Genomic DNA, 14134 nt, shown 5'->3' on the forward strand with positions numbered 1-14134 from the left:
GAGCGCGGCTATTTTCTTCGGGGAATACCCTGAGAAACCTGGCTGACAGAATCCCAGTTTGATTCAGCAAAAAAAGCGCCGGCACAGAGGTAATCGCGCAACATGGGCAGCGCATCCAGGCCCCAGAAGGCCTTGCCATCCACCACAAATGTCGGGACACCAAACACACCGGCTGCAATCGCTTCGTCGCTGTGTGCTTTTAGCTGGGCCTTCACCTCGTCACTGTTCGCGGCCCGCTGCGGGGCCAGCTGCGCAGTCACGGCTTCGAGGCGCTGCACATCAGCGGCCTCATGACCGCCGAGCCAGACATGACGAAAGAGTGTTTCACACACGTAACGATTTGGCGCGCCTTGCGCATCGGAAGCAATCGCCAGACGCAACAAGGCCAGAGGGTTGAACGGATGGCTTGCGGGCATCTGCAAAGCAGTGCCTTGTTGCGATGCAAGCCACAACACTTGCCGATAGGTCCAGTCGCGCTTGCTTTCAATTTCAGCCGGTCCGAGTTGCCAATGGTGTTTGAGCAGGCTCGCAAACAGCAACGGCTTGTACGTGACGCTATGGGTAATTCCCTTGAGCGTTTCCGGCAGCTTTTCAAACGCCAGGTAAGCGTAGGGCGAGATGAAATCCAGATAGAAGGTAATGTGTTTCATGCTTGAATGGCGAGCATCCGCTGCTCAATCAGTGTCCACACCTGCCGCTTGTGTGCATCACTCGCCTGGCTCCATGCGGCAATTTCGGCGCCCGTGCGAAAGCAGCCCTCGCACAAGCCACGGGCATCCATGCGGCACACCGATATGCAAGGCGACGGCAGATCTGTTTCTTGCCCTTTGATTTCTCGGGCCCGTTCACTAACCAGCCCAACAGCGTGCGCAAGCGCCTGCTTTTCCAGCACGGGATCAACCGCTACGTCGGCCACCGGCGCGCCGGTGAGCGACACCAGTTGCTGCGGGCTGAGTTTGAAGACGCCATGCGGATGGCCGGCCGCAGCCCAAATTTCTTCAAAGCGAAATAGAAGCTTGTCGATGAGGGTGATGCTGGGCGTGACATGCGCAACCGGCGACACGCCGCCTATCGAGAACCCCGTTTTTTCCTTGACGAAGGCAGCATCCGCGCGACCAAGACGCCTGCCTTCGGTGCCGAGCAATACCTCAATCTTCTTTTCGTCCACGCGTTGATCACCAGAAGTGATGACCAGCACGGCCGCGTCATCGGATTTGCGGCGAAAGATGATGCTTTTGGCGATTTGCCCCAGCCCAATACCCAGCGCATCGGCAGCCTGTTGCGCCGTGCGGGCTGCATCGTCCAGCATCACGGGCATGTGGGGATGGCCTTTGGACTGCAGCACCGAAGCGACACGCTGCACGCCCTCGGGAAGAACCTTGAGCTCAGCTCCACACACGTTAAAAGCCCCCACGGTTGCTCGCTTGGCGTAGCGCCCTGCCCCCCGAGGGGGCTGTGCTTGCTTGGGGCGGCCCGGCGCGGCGCACTACCCGGCCCTCTTGTTCAGCAAGGCAGTCGCAGCGCGCGAGTTGGGTTTGCGGCCGAGGAAGTCGCTGATGAACTTGCCCGCGTCGATCAGTTTGTCCAGATCAATGCCGGTCTCTATACCCATGCCCTGCAACATGTAGACCACGTCTTCTGTAGCCACATTGCCGGTTGCACCCTTGGCGTAAGGGCAGCCGCCCAACCCGGCGCACGAAGTGTCGTACTGCCACACGCCCATCTGCAGGCAGGCCAGCGTGTTGCCCAGCGCCTGACCATAGGTATCGTGAAAATGGCCTGACACGTCGTTGATGTTGTAGTGCCGCAGCGCGGCTTCCATGGCGCGCTGCACCTTGAGCGGCGTGCCCACGCCAATCGTGTCGGCAACGCCCACATGCTGTACACCAATACCCTTGAGCAGGCGCGCCACCATCTCGACCCTTTCAGTAGACACCTCACCCTCGTAAGGGCAACCCACAGCGCAGGAGATCGCGCCACGAACATAGATGTTGGCGGCGCGGGCCGCCTCAGCCACGGGGCGAAAGCGCTCAATGCTTTCTTCGATGGAGCAGTTGATGTTGCGCTGGCTGAAGGCTTCGCTTGCAGCGGCAAACACCACAATTTCGTCGGGTCTGTGCACCACCGCCGCTTCAAATCCCTTCATATTGGGCGTGAGCACCGAGTAACGGACGCCGGGCTTGCGCCTGATTCCCGCCATGACCTCGGCGTTATCAGCCATCTGCGGTACCCACTTGGGCGAGACAAAACTGGCGACTTCAATTTCTGTCAAGCCAGCGTCCTGCAAGCGGTGCACAAGCTCAATCTTGACTGCAGCAGGCACCGCGCCTTTTTCATTTTGCAGGCCATCGCGTGGGCCGACATCGACGATTTTTACTTTGGTTGGGAGGGTCATATGTTCAGTATCGCTTTTCAGGGTCAACCACGCCGGCAAGTGTGGCAATAGGCTGCCCGGCCTCCAGCGCGGCAATCTTTCCTGCGATCTGCGCAATGCTTTCATCACGCAGTGTGCGGGCCGAGGTATGCGGCGTCACGGAAATTTTCGGGTGCTGCCAAAAGGCGTGGCCCGCTGGCAGCGGCTCTGTGCGAAAAACATCAAGCATCGCCCCAGCCAGGTGCCCGCTGTCCACCAATGCCAGCAAGTCATCTTCCACCAGGTGCCCGCCACGCGCCACGTTGATGACATAGCCGCCGGGCATCAGTCGTGAGAGTGTCTGCCGGTTCATGATGTCTTGTGTCTCCGGCGTCAGCGGCAGCAGACACACCAGGATACGAGTGCCGGCCAGAAATTCGTCAAAGCCCTCTTCACCTGAAAAGCAATAAACGCCCTCCACGGTTTTGCCAGAGCGGCTCCAGCCGCGCACCGGAAAATCAAATTGCAGCAGCGTCCGGGCCACTCGCTGACCCAGTACGCCAAGCCCCATCACGCCGACCGGAAAATCGGCCCGCGCGCGGGGCTTGCGGAAGGACCACTTGCCCTGCTTCACGTCAGCTTCGTAGCCGTCAAGCTCACGGAAATGCCGGATCATCGCATGGCTCACATACTCGGCCATCTGTACCGACATGCCCGCATCATCCAGCCGGACCACGGCAGCGCCGGGCGGCAAGCGCAGTTTCATTAATGCATCGACGCCAGCGCCTATGTTGAACATGGCCTTGAGCCCTGATTGCTCATCCAGAAACTGCTGTGGCGGCGCCCACACCACTGCGTAGTCGGCGGCCGCAGCGCCGGGAGCCCAGAGTTCAACCGTGTCGTTCGGAAAGGCGGCACGCAGACCCGCCAGCCATGGTTCGGCGTTGGTGTCGGTGCAGCAGAAAGTGATTCGCATGGGTTGCATTCTCTCTTGTCGTGTTGGGGCGGTGGCTCATGCGGCATGGATCCCCGATCGAGTCGGGGATGACAGACTTTCGCCCCCCGACTGTGTCATTGCCGGCTTGACCGGCAATCCATGCCGGCAAACCAAAGCCGGTGCCCAGCCGAGATACCGGCGTTTTGGCCAACCAGAGCCTCTTCGCCTCAGACCTGGAAAGAAATCGGCACCTCGCCCTTTATTCACGGGAACAGTTCGCTATCGATTAAATAGCAATCACAAATCCTCAGGCCATCTTCAGCAGCTCTGCGCCTTCGGCCACCTGATCACCCGGCGCATACAGCAGCTCCTGCACAACGCCGTCGGCGGGCGCGGCAATGGTGTGCTCCATCTTCATGGCTTCCATGACCGCCAGCGCCTGGCCCTTTTCAACCTTGTCACCGGCCTTGACCGAGAAGGACACAACCTTGCCCGGCATGGGCGCGGTCAGGCGGCCAGCCTCGCCGTGGCTTTCGCCCGCGTGAGCCAGGCGGTCGATCACCGTGATCTGCGTGGCGCCACGCTGCGCGAATACGTGCACCACCTCGCCGCGGCGGTAAATGGTTGCGGCCAGACGCAGTGCGCCAAAACCAAGAGTCACAGCGCCCCCGCCGCGCGCAAATGTGAGCAGTCCCGACACGCCACCGGCTGCGAGCTGCAGCGCGCCATCGTGCAGATAGCTCAGTTCAGCCTGCGCAGTCTCGCCATGAAACTCAAACTCAAACCGCCGCAGCGCCACGCCGTGTGATCGCCATCCGTCACGCTTGCTGAAAGGGTCTGCCGTCTCCTGCGCATTTTCTTCCAGCAGGGTCAGGGCCACGGCGGCTGCTGCAGCCAGCGGCAAACCGATTTTTTCCTGATTGAAAAGCACCGCTGTCTCGCGCGGAATCAACGCCGTGTCCAGATCAGCCTCTGCAAACGAGCGGCTGTTCACCACATGGCGCAAAAACTGCACATTGGTGCTCAGGCCCACGATGTGTACTTGCGCCAACGCCTCGTCCATGCGGGCCAGCGCCTGCTCACGCGTGTCGCCATGCACGATGAGTTTGGCAATCATCGAGTCGTAATACGGGGAGATCGCGTCGCCCTCGCGCACGCCGGCGTCCACGCGCACCAGCCCGCGCTCAAAGGAAACTGAAGCCGGCAGGCCATACACATGCAACGTGCCGGTGGCGGGCAAAAAGTTGTTGTCCGGGCTTTCGGCACAAATGCGTGCTTCCAAAGCGTGGCCGTGAATGCGCAACTGGTCTTGCATCAAAGGTAGCTTCTCCCCCGACGCCACGCGCAGCTGCCACTCCACAAGGTCAAGCCCGGTGATGGCTTCGGTCACTGGGTGCTCCACCTGCAGCCGCGTGTTCATCTCCATAAAGAAGAAGTTCATGCTGCCGTCGGTTCGCTGCTCAACGATGAACTCGACCGTACCGGCCCCCACATAGTTGACGGCGCGCGCCGCAGCCACCGCGGCCTCGCCCATCTGCTTGCGCATCGCCTCCGTCATGCCGGGCGCGGGTGCTTCTTCCAGCACCTTCTGGTGGCGACGCTGCACAGAACAGTCGCGCTCAAACAAGTAAACGTAGTTGCCGTGTATGTCACCAAACACCTGAATCTCGATATGCCGTGGGCGCTGGGCGTATTTTTCGACCAGCACCGCATCGTCGCCAAAGCTGTTGATGGCTTCGCGCTTGCACGAAGCCAGTGCCGCGTCAAAGTCTTCAGACCTGTCCACCGCCCGCATGCCCTTGCCGCCGCCGCCTGCGCTGGCCTTGATCAGCACCGGATAGCCAATGCGGTCAGCCTCGCGTTTAAGCAGCGCCGGGTCCTGGTCCGCGCCGTGGTAGCCGGGCACCAGCGGCACGCCGGCTTTTTCCATCAGTTGTTTGGACTCAGCCTTCAGGCCCATGGCCTTGATGGCCGAGGCCGGAGGGCCGATAAAAACCAGGCCAGCGGCCGCGCAGGCCTGCGCAAATTCTTCGTTCTCGCTCAAGAATCCATAGCCGGGGTGAATGGCGTCCGCACCGGTTGCTTTGGCCGCCTCAATGATTTTTTCCCAGCGCAGATAGCTGTCCTTGGGCGCACTGCCCCCGATGTGAATGGCCTCGTCGCACACGCTCACATGTTTGGCGTTGGCATCGGCGTCCGAATACACAGCCACGCTCTGGATGGCCATGCGCCGCGCGGTGGCCGCTACCCTGCAGGCTATCTCGCCTCTGTTCGCGATCAGTATTTTTTTAAACATGTCAGTCGTTCTTTGAGAAGGGAGATTTGAGAGTGAAGGCGGGCGCTGGCCCGGTATCTGGCTTGCCGCTGAAGATGCGCGCCACACGCGCGAAAAGCTGCGACAAAAACCGCCAGCAGGTGCGAATCAGCCAGACGCTGAGAATCAACACCAGCACCAGCACAACAACAAACACAACCGGGTGCGCAAGCGCCAGCCACAGCCCTGCGGGCACCAGGCCATCTTCAAGCAATGACGCGCCCACATTGCTAAACGGTTCGGGCGACGTATTGATGGCGGCGCGCGTCGTTGCCTTGGCCGCATGGCTGGTGGCAGCCAGTGTGCCGCCCATCAGCGCGGCCACCAGGGCCATCGCACCGCTGTCAGCGCCAAACACGCCCGCTGCCAGCGCAGCGCCGGCCGGAATGCGGATCAGCGTGTGCACCACGTCCCACAGTGAATCAAGGCCAGGAATCTTGTCGGCAAAAAACTCGACAAACACCATGAAGCCACTGGCACCCAACACAACAGGGTTGGCCAGCAGGTGCAGGCCCTGCGGCAGCTGGATCCAGCCCATAAAACCGGCTAGCCCAGTAAGCAGCACCGCCAGGTAGAGGCGCACCCCGCTGGCCCAACCCAGTGCGCTTGCGAGGGCAATCAGTTGTACGGTGTCCATGGCTTGCATGTTGACTCCTATTCAGTTTGCCCGGGCAACCAGTTTGGCTTGCGCTTTTGCAAAAACGATTGCACGCCTTCACGACCTTCCGCACTCACCCGGATGTCGGCGATGCTGTCTACCGTCATTTGAATCAGCGCCGGCGTAATGGCCTGCTCAGCCACGTCTTGCACCAGCTTTTTACACAGACGCACAGCAGCGGGACCGGCATTAACCAGGGCCGTGGTCAGCTCTGCCACCTTGGCGTCCAGCGCGTCAGCTGTCACCACCTCATGGATGAAACCGATGCGCAAGGCCTCGGCTGCGCTAAAGCGCTCTGCCGTTAAAAAGTAGCGGTGCGCCGCACGCGCGCCCATGGCGCGAATCACATAGGGGCTGATGGTGGCCGGAATCAACCCCAGTTTGACTTCGCTCAGGCAATAGCCTGCGGTGTCGACCGATACAGCCATGTCACAGACCGCCACCAGGCCCGTGCCGCCGGCATACACATCGCCCTGCACCTTGGCAATGGTGGGTTTGGGGCAGGTGTAGATCACGCGCAGCATCTCAGCCAGCGCGCCGGCGTCGGACAGGTTTTCGTCGCGTGTGTAAGTGGCTATGCGTTTCATCCAGCTTAAATCAGCCCCGGCGCTGAAGGCCTTGCCGTTGGCGGCCAGCACGATGCAACGCACGTCGTCACGCGTGGCCAGCTCGTTAAAGCAGGCCGTCATTTCGGCGATGGTTTCGTCGTTGAAGGCGTTGCGGACTTCGGGGCGATTCAGGGTCACCGTGGCAACGCTGTCTTCTACTTGGAGTTGCAGGTTTTGCACGGTTTACATCCTGAACAGGCCGAACTTCGTATCCGGAATCGGCGCATTGAGCGCGGCGCTCAAGCCTAGCGCCAACATCCGGCGCGTGTCGGCGGGGTCAATTACGCCGTCGTCCCACAGCCGGGCGGTGGCGTAATAGGGGTGGCCCTGGTCTTCGTACTGGCGGCGTATCGGGGCTTTGAAAGCTTCTTCTTCTTCGGCGCTCCAGCTGCCACCCTTGCCCTCAATCCCATCGCGCTTGACTGTTGCCAGCACGCCGGCGGCTTGCTCGCCACCCATGACGCTGATACGCGCGTTGGGCCACATCCAGAGAAAACGCGGTGAGTAAGCGCGGCCGCACATGCCATAGTTGCCTGCGCCAAAACTGCCGCCAATGATGATGGTGAACTTGGGCACCTGTGCGGTGGCCACAGCGGTCACCATCTTGGCGCCGTTGCGGGCGATGCCTTCGTTTTCGTATTTGCGGCCCACCATGAAGCCGGTGATGTTCTGCAAAAACACCAGCGGAATCTTGCGCTGACAGCACAGCTCGATAAAGTGCGTCGCCTTGAGTGCCGACTCGCTGAACAAAATACCGTTGTTGGCAATGATGCCGACCGGCATGCCTTCAATGTGCGCAAAACCGCAGATCAGCGTGGTGCCATACCGCGCTTTGAACTCGTCAAACTCGCTGCCGTCGACGATGCGGGCAATGATCTCGCGCACGTCGAACGGCTTGCGTGTGTCCACGGGGATCACACCGTAAAGCTCTTCTGCTATGAATTCAGGAGCTACTGGCGCTCGTACATACTGGGCCGGAGCCTTGTTTTTATTCAAATTCTTGACGCAGTTGCGTGCCAGCGCCAGCGCGTGCAGGTCGTCCTGCGCCAGGTGGTCGGCCACGCCTGACAGGCGGGTGTGCACATCGCCACCGCCCAGGTCTTCAGCCGTGACCACTTCGCCGGTGGCAGCCTTGACCAGTGGCGGGCCCCCCAAAAAGATGGTGCCCTGGTCTTTGACGATGATGCTTTCGTCGCTCATGGCGGGCACATAAGCACCGCCCGCCGTGCAGCTGCCCATGACAACTGCAATCTGCGCAATGCCCTGCGCGCTCATGTTGGCCTGGTTGTAAAAGATGCGGCCAAAGTGGTCGCGGTCGGGAAACACCTCGTCCTGATTCGGCAGATTGGCGCCGCCCGAGTCCACCAGGTACACACAGGGCAGGCAGTTTTGCTGCGCCACCTCTTGCGCGCGCAAGTGCTTTTTCACCGTCATGGGGTAATAGGTGCCGCCTTTGACGGTGGCGTCGTTGCACACAATCATGCAGTCCACACCATTGACGCGGCCAATGCCGGTGATCACGCCTGCGCAGGGTGCACTGTCTGTGCCGTCACGGTCGGGGTACATGGCCAGCGCAGCCAGCGGCGCCAGTTCCAGAAAGGGCGTGCCCGGGTCCAGCAGCATCTGCACCCTTTCACGCGGCAGCAGCTTGCCGCGCGCCACGTGTTTGGCTCTAGCCGCTTCGCCACCGCCAGCAGCGGCCTTGGCCACCTGCTGTTTCAAGTCATCAACCAGCGCGCGCATGGCAGCGGCGTTGGCCTGAAAGTCCGCAGAGCGGGCGTTGAGTTTTGTCTCCAGAACTGGCATGTGTCTCCTCGATTCGAATCGCGCGACCTCGATACAACCCATCTCCCGTTCGGGCTGAGCCTGTCGAAGCCATTTCGGGCTCTGGCCCGAAGCCACACCTTACCTCCAAACCGCCCGGCGCGGACCGCCACAACTCCTCAGCAAGCGCCGCAGAGGTTGCAAATCGTGCCAACTTCACGCAAACTTGCCTGATGCCTAGCCGTCGCCCACCTGCCCCTGCTTCACAGCCCGTGGCCGCCACCCCCATGGCCCTTGCACGGGTGATTGCAGCGGCATACGAAAAGCACGGCCAAAACCCGGCCAAGGCCTTGAAGCAGGCACAGATCACGCCATCAAAACTGCAGCAATCAGACGCCAGAATCACCGCCCGCCAGATGGAAGTGCTCTCAGGCACGGCCATGCAAGAGCTGGACGACGAAGGGCTGGGTGCCTTCTCACGCAAGCTGCCCTGGGGCAGCTACGGCATGCTGGCCCGAGCCTCACTCAGCGCGCCAAACCTGGGTGTGGCCCTGAAACGCTGGTGCCGCCACCACGGCCTGCTGGCAGATGACCTCACCCTCAAGGTGGTGACCAGCGGCGACAGTGCAGCGATACAGATCAAGGAGAGCGCCGCCCTGGACCGACTTGAACGAGGCGCCCGAGAGTTTTGCCTGGTGCACGTATTGCGCAACATCCACGGGCTGGCATGTTGGTACATCGATTCACGCATTCCGCTACAGGGTGCACGTTTTCCGTTTGCTGCGCCTGCGCATGGAGATGCTTATGAGCTGATGTTTCCCGGCCCGCTGCGTTTTGACGCTGCGCAGGCAGAGATCAGGTTTGATGCGCGCTACCTGGCACTGCCGCTACGTCGTGATGAGAAGGCTTTACAGCAGATGCTGCAGCGGGCGTTGCCGCTGACAGTGCTGCAGTACCGGCGGGACAGGTTGTTGGTGCAGCAGGTGAGGCAGGTGTTAAGTTCTTATCCTGATCGCGCGCGCAACGCTGAGGGTGTTGCGTCGCTGTTAAATATTTCTACGCGGACGTTGCATCGGCAACTGAAGGAAGAAGGCGCGTCACTGCAACTATTGAAAGACGAAGTTCGTTTTGACCGAGCCAAAGACTTATTGAATCGCGGCGACCAGCCGATAAAGCAGGTTGCGACAGCGGCTGGTTTCAAGAACGAAAAAAGCTTTATGCGGGCCTTTCGGGAGGCGACGGCGGTATCTCCTGCGGGGTTCAGACGCTCATCGCTGGGATGAAGTCGTTGCAATAGCGTTTGGGATGAAACCGTCATAGGTCATCTCTCGACGAAACTGAGTTCGAGAGTTATACCCGTTAGACTGCCGACATCAAAGATTTAGAGGCAACAATGAATGCTCGACCTGTCATTCAAACCTATGCTGACTGCAGCCCTTGCGCGGCCGACGTTGACTCCGAAAGTACGCCATGAGGCTCTGCCGTTTTGCAAGAGGTGTGCTAGCGGTCGGGTTTATGGCCCCGCATTTAGTCGGGGCTCAGACCGTTGCCGACGATGTCGTACATGTCATTGAAAACCTCCGAAAGAAAATTCAATGGATTAGCACGCAAACAGCTAGTCAGGCTGACTACCGAGCTGCTGAGACAGAATCAGCAGAAGAGCTTCGTCAACTAGTTGCGAAGGATCCTTCTGATCGTGCATTGACCAGAAAAGATCTGGACGGCGTAAACCCGTTGATGCTCGCGTCGGCGCATGGCTTTCCGGGCCTAGTCAACGAGTTGCTCAAATCGGAGAAAGTCAAAGCGTCCATCAACGACATCGGACCGAACAACACGACGTCATGGATGTTTGCGAACTTTGCTTTCCGCCAGACTTTGTGGGCCTGCAGGCCGCAAATACTCAGCGACCCATTTTCTTGGGTTCCCATCTTCCAGGTCCAGCCTTATTACAAATCCCCTGTTGAAGACAAGCCGTACCTGCAAACCCGTCAGGCGCTAGAAAAAGCAGGAGCGAAGATAGATCTTTCAACTGCAAAGAACGCCTGGCTTGAGCGTTGCCCCAATAGCGCGATAGATACCCAAGTCAAAGTAAAGGGAAGTTCAGACCTTTTACTGGCACTAGAAGCTGAAGGTGACAGGATTTTGGAGCGTCACCATGCCCGAACGCTGTCACAGGCAGCTCCTGCAATGGAAAACGCCTCGCCGCAAGTTGTGGGGATCGTGCTTGATGATGTAGAACTCCCGCAAGGTTTCTCAATCAAAAATCCCTCGCCATCGCTTGGCGAACTCCCGGGAAAACTCACAGGATGGTGGTCAGGGAATTTGTTGCTAGCTGGAGAAATTCTGTTTGCATTCGAGGAATTTGTTTCCGCGAATGAAGTAACCGTATTGATGATTGCGAAAGGGCGAAGCAAACCATACAAAGGCAGGCGACTTAACATGACTTTAGATGGAGCCACATTCTCTTCAACCCCTGCGGCAGACTCGCAAATTTCCCTCACTATGGGCCACGATGGAAAACTTGTCGCTACCTTTTCTGGTCGGGGACCAAACTTCACACTGAGCCTTCGTAGGGCGCAGCAAAAATAGCCTCTTATGGCGCTTCAACGACACCCTCGCACATGCGATCAAAAACGCTTGTCCTCTGAGCAACGGGATCGATTTTTCCTCTTTTGAATTGCAAGCCTGCGCCTTCTATTTTTGTGTCTTGACCGAACAGGTGCCAATCGGGTGCACCTCAATCCCCCATCCGATGTGCTCGCCCAACGTGGCTGCGGGATGCAATGAGGCGATGCGCACCGCCTCTTCCTTGTCGGCAGCTTCGATCACAAAAAAGCCGCCGACCATCTCTTTGGCTTCCGCATAAGGTCCGTCGGTCACCACAGGTTTGCCGCCGCGCGGGCGCATGCCGAAGGTGGCTTTGGGGCCTTCGAGCGAGCCGCTCCAGACCAGCTTGCCCGTCTCTGCGAGGGCGGCGTCCTTGGCGGGCAGGGCCTCCACAAGTGCCTGCATGTCGGCAGGCGCCATGGCGTCCATTTTTTCGGGGTCGTAGTAGGCAAGGCACAGGTATTTCATAACGGAAGTCCTTCGGGTTGGGGTTGATATGCGGCTTTTAACGCCGTCACCTCTGCATGACGAACAGTCGGCGCGATTCTCGACATTTATTTCTTCAGGTCAGGGTAAAACCCTCCGCTTTAGAACAGCTCGCCCGTGTCAGGCGGGGGCGGCATACGCGAGGTGAGCACGCTGCTGCTTTTTGGAGCGCGCGGGGGCAGAGCGGCGGCGGCCGCCTCAAGTGGCCCAGCCCATGCCTTGAAAAAGCTGGCGGCTTCTTTCACGGGGCACGATAGCCAGTTGCCGTAGTCTTGCGGCGCCAATATCACCACCATGCGCTTTTCTTCTCCAGGCTTGTGAAAGCGCTGCATCACGGGGTGCCCGTCTGCGTTGACCGTGAGCATTGCAAACGTGAAGTCTTCGCGACCGTTGGGGTGGCGCCATTTGCGGTAGATGCCGGCAATGCCCATGGGCACCTGGCCGGGCTGCTGGATGGCCCAGCGCACAGCCTTGCCGCTCTCCCAGTTGGGCTCGTAAAAAACTTCGGAAGGAATGATGCAGCGCCAGCCTTTGGCCCATGACTCGCGAAAGCTGGGGAGGCGGGCTACTGTTTCGCTTCTGGCGTTGTAGGTTCTCCGGCCGGCGGCCAGTTCGGCGGCGAAGTCAGGCAACAGGCCAAAGATGCCGTCGTCAATGACACGGCTGCCCGAGCCGTCATCAGCCAACCGAATAAAAGGGGCCAGCCCGAGAGGCCATACATCTACAGGCGCTTCGTCGCGAGCGCGCTCGACCCCGAAGAAAGACAGCAGTCTGTCAGAGCGCGTGACGGGGAGGTAGTTGGAACACATGGTCGGGTGCGGAGTTGCGACGGCAGAAACTGTTGCGCCAGGCAACGTCGCAAATTGTCAGACGAAGCGTTGCGGTTTCATCAGGCTTGCCTACTTGGGCACAAACACGGCCGGGCTGATACCAAAAAACCCGCCCAACTTGCCTGCCATGGTGGCGCTGATTTTTCGCTTGCCCGCCAGAATCGCTGACAGGTTGCTTTGGGGAACAATGGCCGAGAGATCGTCCTGTTTCAGGCCCCGCGCCTCCATCAAAAACCGCAGGGTGTCGTTGGGGCTGGCCGCCTCTATTGCGTGGTGCTCCTGCTCGTACCGGGACACCACATCAGCAAGCAGTTCCACCAAGCCAGACAAGGGATGGTCTTCATCGTCTCCAGCCACGTCCAACAGCGCATTCATCATGGCGACCATGCGGTCGTAGTCAGCTTCGCTGTGAATGGGACGCAGGTGTGCGACAGTGTCAAATGCCTGCCAGGAGGCCTGCAGGGCTGGGATGTCGATCCCCTTTTTGGTTCTGTTTCCGCGATGAGCAGTGGCTGCTTGCATGGTCACACCTTGCCTTTCCGATAAAGCTTGTTCCAGTCGTCGTACTCTCGATGCGTCATGACCTTTTGTACAAAAACCTTTTTGAATCGGTACCGGACAATGACCACCACGCGATAGTTGTTTCCACCAACGTCAAACACAGTGAACGGCGGCACGTAATCCGCTGAATTGAAAAATTCACGCAAGTGGTTGAAGTCTTCAAACGCGGCATGCTCAACAACTGAGTGCCATTCGCGTAGAACGTTTTCTGCCTGTGGATGCTTCTTCCAAAATTCCCGAAGCATCTTGATGGAAATCACGTGCATGCATTGATTATATCAAAATGATATGTATCATGCAAGCACCCTTGCGGCTCACAAAACTGGCCCCTCAAGCCGGTAACGAGACAGCCATACGCCTGGACAACGCCGAGCCGCGCTTCTGCAGAAAAGCCCGAAGCAGTTCCGGATAGTCAGCCCCCACCGCCCTGCGCACTGACTCACGTTCCGCAAGCGCGCGGCGCCAGGCATTGACTTTGGGCATATCGGCAAAGACACCGAAATCGCCAATCTCGTCAAACACATCGAAGTAGCGAAACGCCGGACCAAAAACCGCATCGACCATGCTGAAGTGTCCGCCCGCAAAGTAAGGCCCCTTGCCAAGCGCAACCTCAATCAGCTGGAACTTTGCACGCAACTCGGCTGCGCGGGTTACCAGGGCTTCTTCATCAGGTGCGTTGTAAAAAGCGCCGATGTTGTTGAGCACTGCTGAGCCAAACTCCATCCAGCCGCGGTGCCGAGCGCGCTGCAGTGCGTCCTCTGGGTGCAGGCGCGGAGCGGCGGTGTCCTCAAGATATTCACAAATGACGGCGGATTCAAAAATGGCTTCGCCGTTCACCAGCAGCACCGGCGTTTTGCCCAGCGGCGAAAGTTTTAGAAACCAGTCGGGCTTGTTGGCAAGGTCAATGTCTTTGCGCTCGAAGGCAATACCTTTTTCAGCCAGCACGATGGCCGCGCGCTGCACATAGGGGCACAACTTGTGGCTGATCAATGTGAGGTGGGGTGTCATGGCGTGCC

The 14134-nt window shown here is 59.3% G+C and carries 15 protein-coding genes and 1 pseudogene; 2 read left to right on the plus strand and 14 right to left on the minus strand.

The window, feature by feature from the left end; translation table 11 throughout:
- Nucleotides 1-8 precede the first annotated feature (8 nt).
- The 9 genes and pseudogenes from VE934_RS04615 to VE934_RS04655 all read right to left on the minus strand — a co-directional run bounded on the left by VE934_RS04615 (nucleotide 9) and on the right by VE934_RS04655 (nucleotide 8676).
- Nucleotides 9-650, minus strand: a complete 642-nt coding sequence (locus tag VE934_RS04615) for a 2-hydroxychromene-2-carboxylate isomerase (RefSeq protein WP_324884796.1) — start codon at nucleotides 648-650, stop codon at nucleotides 9-11.
- The gene (locus VE934_RS04620) at nucleotides 647-916 is read right to left on the minus strand and encodes a DUF1289 domain-containing protein (RefSeq protein WP_324884945.1); all 270 of its coding nucleotides are present in this window, start codon (nucleotides 914-916) and stop codon (nucleotides 647-649) included. Before VE934_RS04620 ends, VE934_RS04615 begins: the two co-directional genes overlap by 4 nt.
- Nucleotides 893-1399, minus strand: a pseudogene (locus VE934_RS04625) (YbaK/EbsC family protein); the annotation flags it as partial. The pseudogene VE934_RS04625 and the gene VE934_RS04620, both read right to left, overlap by 24 nt.
- Before the next feature lie 87 nt (nucleotides 1400-1486).
- Complete coding sequence (locus VE934_RS04630; protein ID WP_324884798.1) at nucleotides 1487-2395, minus strand: hydroxymethylglutaryl-CoA lyase; 909 nt, start codon at nucleotides 2393-2395, stop codon at nucleotides 1487-1489.
- Between the two features lie 4 nt (nucleotides 2396-2399).
- Complete coding sequence (locus VE934_RS04635) at nucleotides 2400-3329, minus strand: glyoxylate/hydroxypyruvate reductase A (protein WP_324884800.1); 930 nt, start codon at nucleotides 3327-3329, stop codon at nucleotides 2400-2402.
- Between the two features lie 268 nt (nucleotides 3330-3597).
- The gene (locus tag VE934_RS04640) at nucleotides 3598-5586 is read right to left on the minus strand and encodes an acetyl/propionyl/methylcrotonyl-CoA carboxylase subunit alpha (protein WP_324884802.1); all 1989 of its coding nucleotides are present in this window, start codon (nucleotides 5584-5586) and stop codon (nucleotides 3598-3600) included.
- A gap of 1 nt (nucleotide 5587) precedes the next feature.
- Nucleotides 5588-6250, minus strand: coding sequence for a DUF4126 domain-containing protein (locus VE934_RS04645; protein WP_324884804.1), 663 nt, complete (start codon nucleotides 6248-6250; stop codon nucleotides 5588-5590).
- Nucleotides 6251-6258: 8 nt separating this feature from the next.
- On the minus strand, nucleotides 6259-7050 hold the full coding sequence (locus VE934_RS04650; protein ID WP_324884806.1) for an enoyl-CoA hydratase/isomerase family protein: 792 nt from the start codon (nucleotides 7048-7050) through the stop codon (nucleotides 6259-6261).
- Nucleotides 7051-7053: 3 nt separating this feature from the next.
- Nucleotides 7054-8676: a carboxyl transferase domain-containing protein gene (locus VE934_RS04655; protein ID WP_324884808.1), complete on the minus strand. Its 1623-nt coding sequence runs from the start codon at nucleotides 8674-8676 to the stop codon at nucleotides 7054-7056.
- Between the two features lie 191 nt (nucleotides 8677-8867).
- Between VE934_RS04655 and VE934_RS04660 the strand changes: the two genes are divergently transcribed.
- Both VE934_RS04660 and VE934_RS04665 read left to right on the plus strand, forming a co-directional pair.
- Nucleotides 8868-9917 (plus strand): AraC family transcriptional regulator, encoded by a 1050-nt coding sequence (locus VE934_RS04660; protein ID WP_324884810.1) that lies wholly within the window; start codon nucleotides 8868-8870, stop codon nucleotides 9915-9917.
- A 232-nt stretch (nucleotides 9918-10149) separates the two neighbouring features.
- Nucleotides 10150-11223 (plus strand): hypothetical protein, encoded by a 1074-nt coding sequence (locus VE934_RS04665; protein ID WP_324884812.1) that lies wholly within the window; start codon nucleotides 10150-10152, stop codon nucleotides 11221-11223.
- 105 nt (nucleotides 11224-11328) lie between these two features.
- Here the strand turns inward: VE934_RS04665 and VE934_RS04670 are convergent, their stop codons facing one another.
- From VE934_RS04670 to VE934_RS04690, 5 genes are all read right to left on the minus strand, one after another.
- Complete coding sequence (locus VE934_RS04670; protein WP_324884813.1) at nucleotides 11329-11709, minus strand: YciI family protein; 381 nt, start codon at nucleotides 11707-11709, stop codon at nucleotides 11329-11331.
- 119 nt (nucleotides 11710-11828) lie between these two features.
- Entirely contained in the window at nucleotides 11829-12536 is a 708-nt protein-coding gene (locus VE934_RS04675) for an SOS response-associated peptidase (protein ID WP_324884815.1), read from the minus strand.
- A 90-nt stretch (nucleotides 12537-12626) separates the two neighbouring features.
- Nucleotides 12627-13079 (minus strand): helix-turn-helix domain-containing protein, encoded by a 453-nt coding sequence (locus VE934_RS04680; RefSeq protein WP_324884817.1) that lies wholly within the window; start codon nucleotides 13077-13079, stop codon nucleotides 12627-12629.
- A gap of 2 nt (nucleotides 13080-13081) precedes the next feature.
- Nucleotides 13082-13384 carry a type II toxin-antitoxin system HigB family toxin gene (locus VE934_RS04685; RefSeq protein WP_324884819.1) on the minus strand — a complete coding sequence of 101 codons (303 nt, stop codon included), beginning with the start codon at nucleotides 13382-13384 and terminating at the stop codon, nucleotides 13082-13084.
- Between the two features lie 64 nt (nucleotides 13385-13448).
- Complete coding sequence (locus VE934_RS04690; RefSeq protein WP_324884821.1) at nucleotides 13449-14126, minus strand: glutathione S-transferase family protein; 678 nt, start codon at nucleotides 14124-14126, stop codon at nucleotides 13449-13451.
- Between the last annotated feature and the right edge of the window lie 8 nt (nucleotides 14127-14134).

The sequence above is a fragment of the Polaromonas sp. genome, from assembly GCF_035638815.1.
In the GTDB taxonomy this organism is placed as follows: Bacteria; Pseudomonadota; Gammaproteobacteria; order Burkholderiales; family Burkholderiaceae_C; genus Polaromonas.

What these genes read in the sequence shown, in the direction of transcription:
- VE934_RS04680 (WP_324884817.1), bottom strand. Translation starts at nt 13,079, where the DNA reads ATGCAAGCAGCCACTGCTCATCGCGGAAACAGAACCAAAAAGGGGATC.
- VE934_RS04630 (WP_324884798.1), bottom strand. Translation starts at nt 2,395, where the DNA reads ATGACCCTCCCAACCAAAGTAAAAATCGTCGATGTCGGCCCACGCGAT.
- VE934_RS04615 (WP_324884796.1), bottom strand. Translation starts at nt 650, where the DNA reads ATGAAACACATTACCTTCTATCTGGATTTCATCTCGCCCTACGCTTAC.
- VE934_RS04670 (WP_324884813.1), bottom strand. Translation starts at nt 11,709, where the DNA reads ATGAAATACCTGTGCCTTGCCTACTACGACCCCGAAAAAATGGACGCC.
- VE934_RS04665 (WP_324884812.1), top strand. Translation starts at nt 10,150, where the DNA reads ATGGCCCCGCATTTAGTCGGGGCTCAGACCGTTGCCGACGATGTCGTA.
- VE934_RS04685 (WP_324884819.1), bottom strand. Translation starts at nt 13,384, where the DNA reads ATGCACGTGATTTCCATCAAGATGCTTCGGGAATTTTGGAAGAAGCAT.
- VE934_RS04635 (WP_324884800.1), bottom strand. Translation starts at nt 3,329, where the DNA reads ATGCGAATCACTTTCTGCTGCACCGACACCAACGCCGAACCATGGCTG.
- VE934_RS04645 (WP_324884804.1), bottom strand. Translation starts at nt 6,250, where the DNA reads ATGCAAGCCATGGACACCGTACAACTGATTGCCCTCGCAAGCGCACTG.
- VE934_RS04660 (WP_324884810.1), top strand. Translation starts at nt 8,868, where the DNA reads ATGCCTAGCCGTCGCCCACCTGCCCCTGCTTCACAGCCCGTGGCCGCC.
- VE934_RS04655 (WP_324884808.1), bottom strand. Translation starts at nt 8,676, where the DNA reads ATGCCAGTTCTGGAGACAAAACTCAACGCCCGCTCTGCGGACTTTCAG.
- VE934_RS04675 (WP_324884815.1), bottom strand. Translation starts at nt 12,536, where the DNA reads ATGTGTTCCAACTACCTCCCCGTCACGCGCTCTGACAGACTGCTGTCT.
- VE934_RS04690 (WP_324884821.1), bottom strand. Translation starts at nt 14,126, where the DNA reads ATGACACCCCACCTCACATTGATCAGCCACAAGTTGTGCCCCTATGTG.
- VE934_RS04640 (WP_324884802.1), bottom strand. Translation starts at nt 5,586, where the DNA reads ATGTTTAAAAAAATACTGATCGCGAACAGAGGCGAGATAGCCTGCAGG.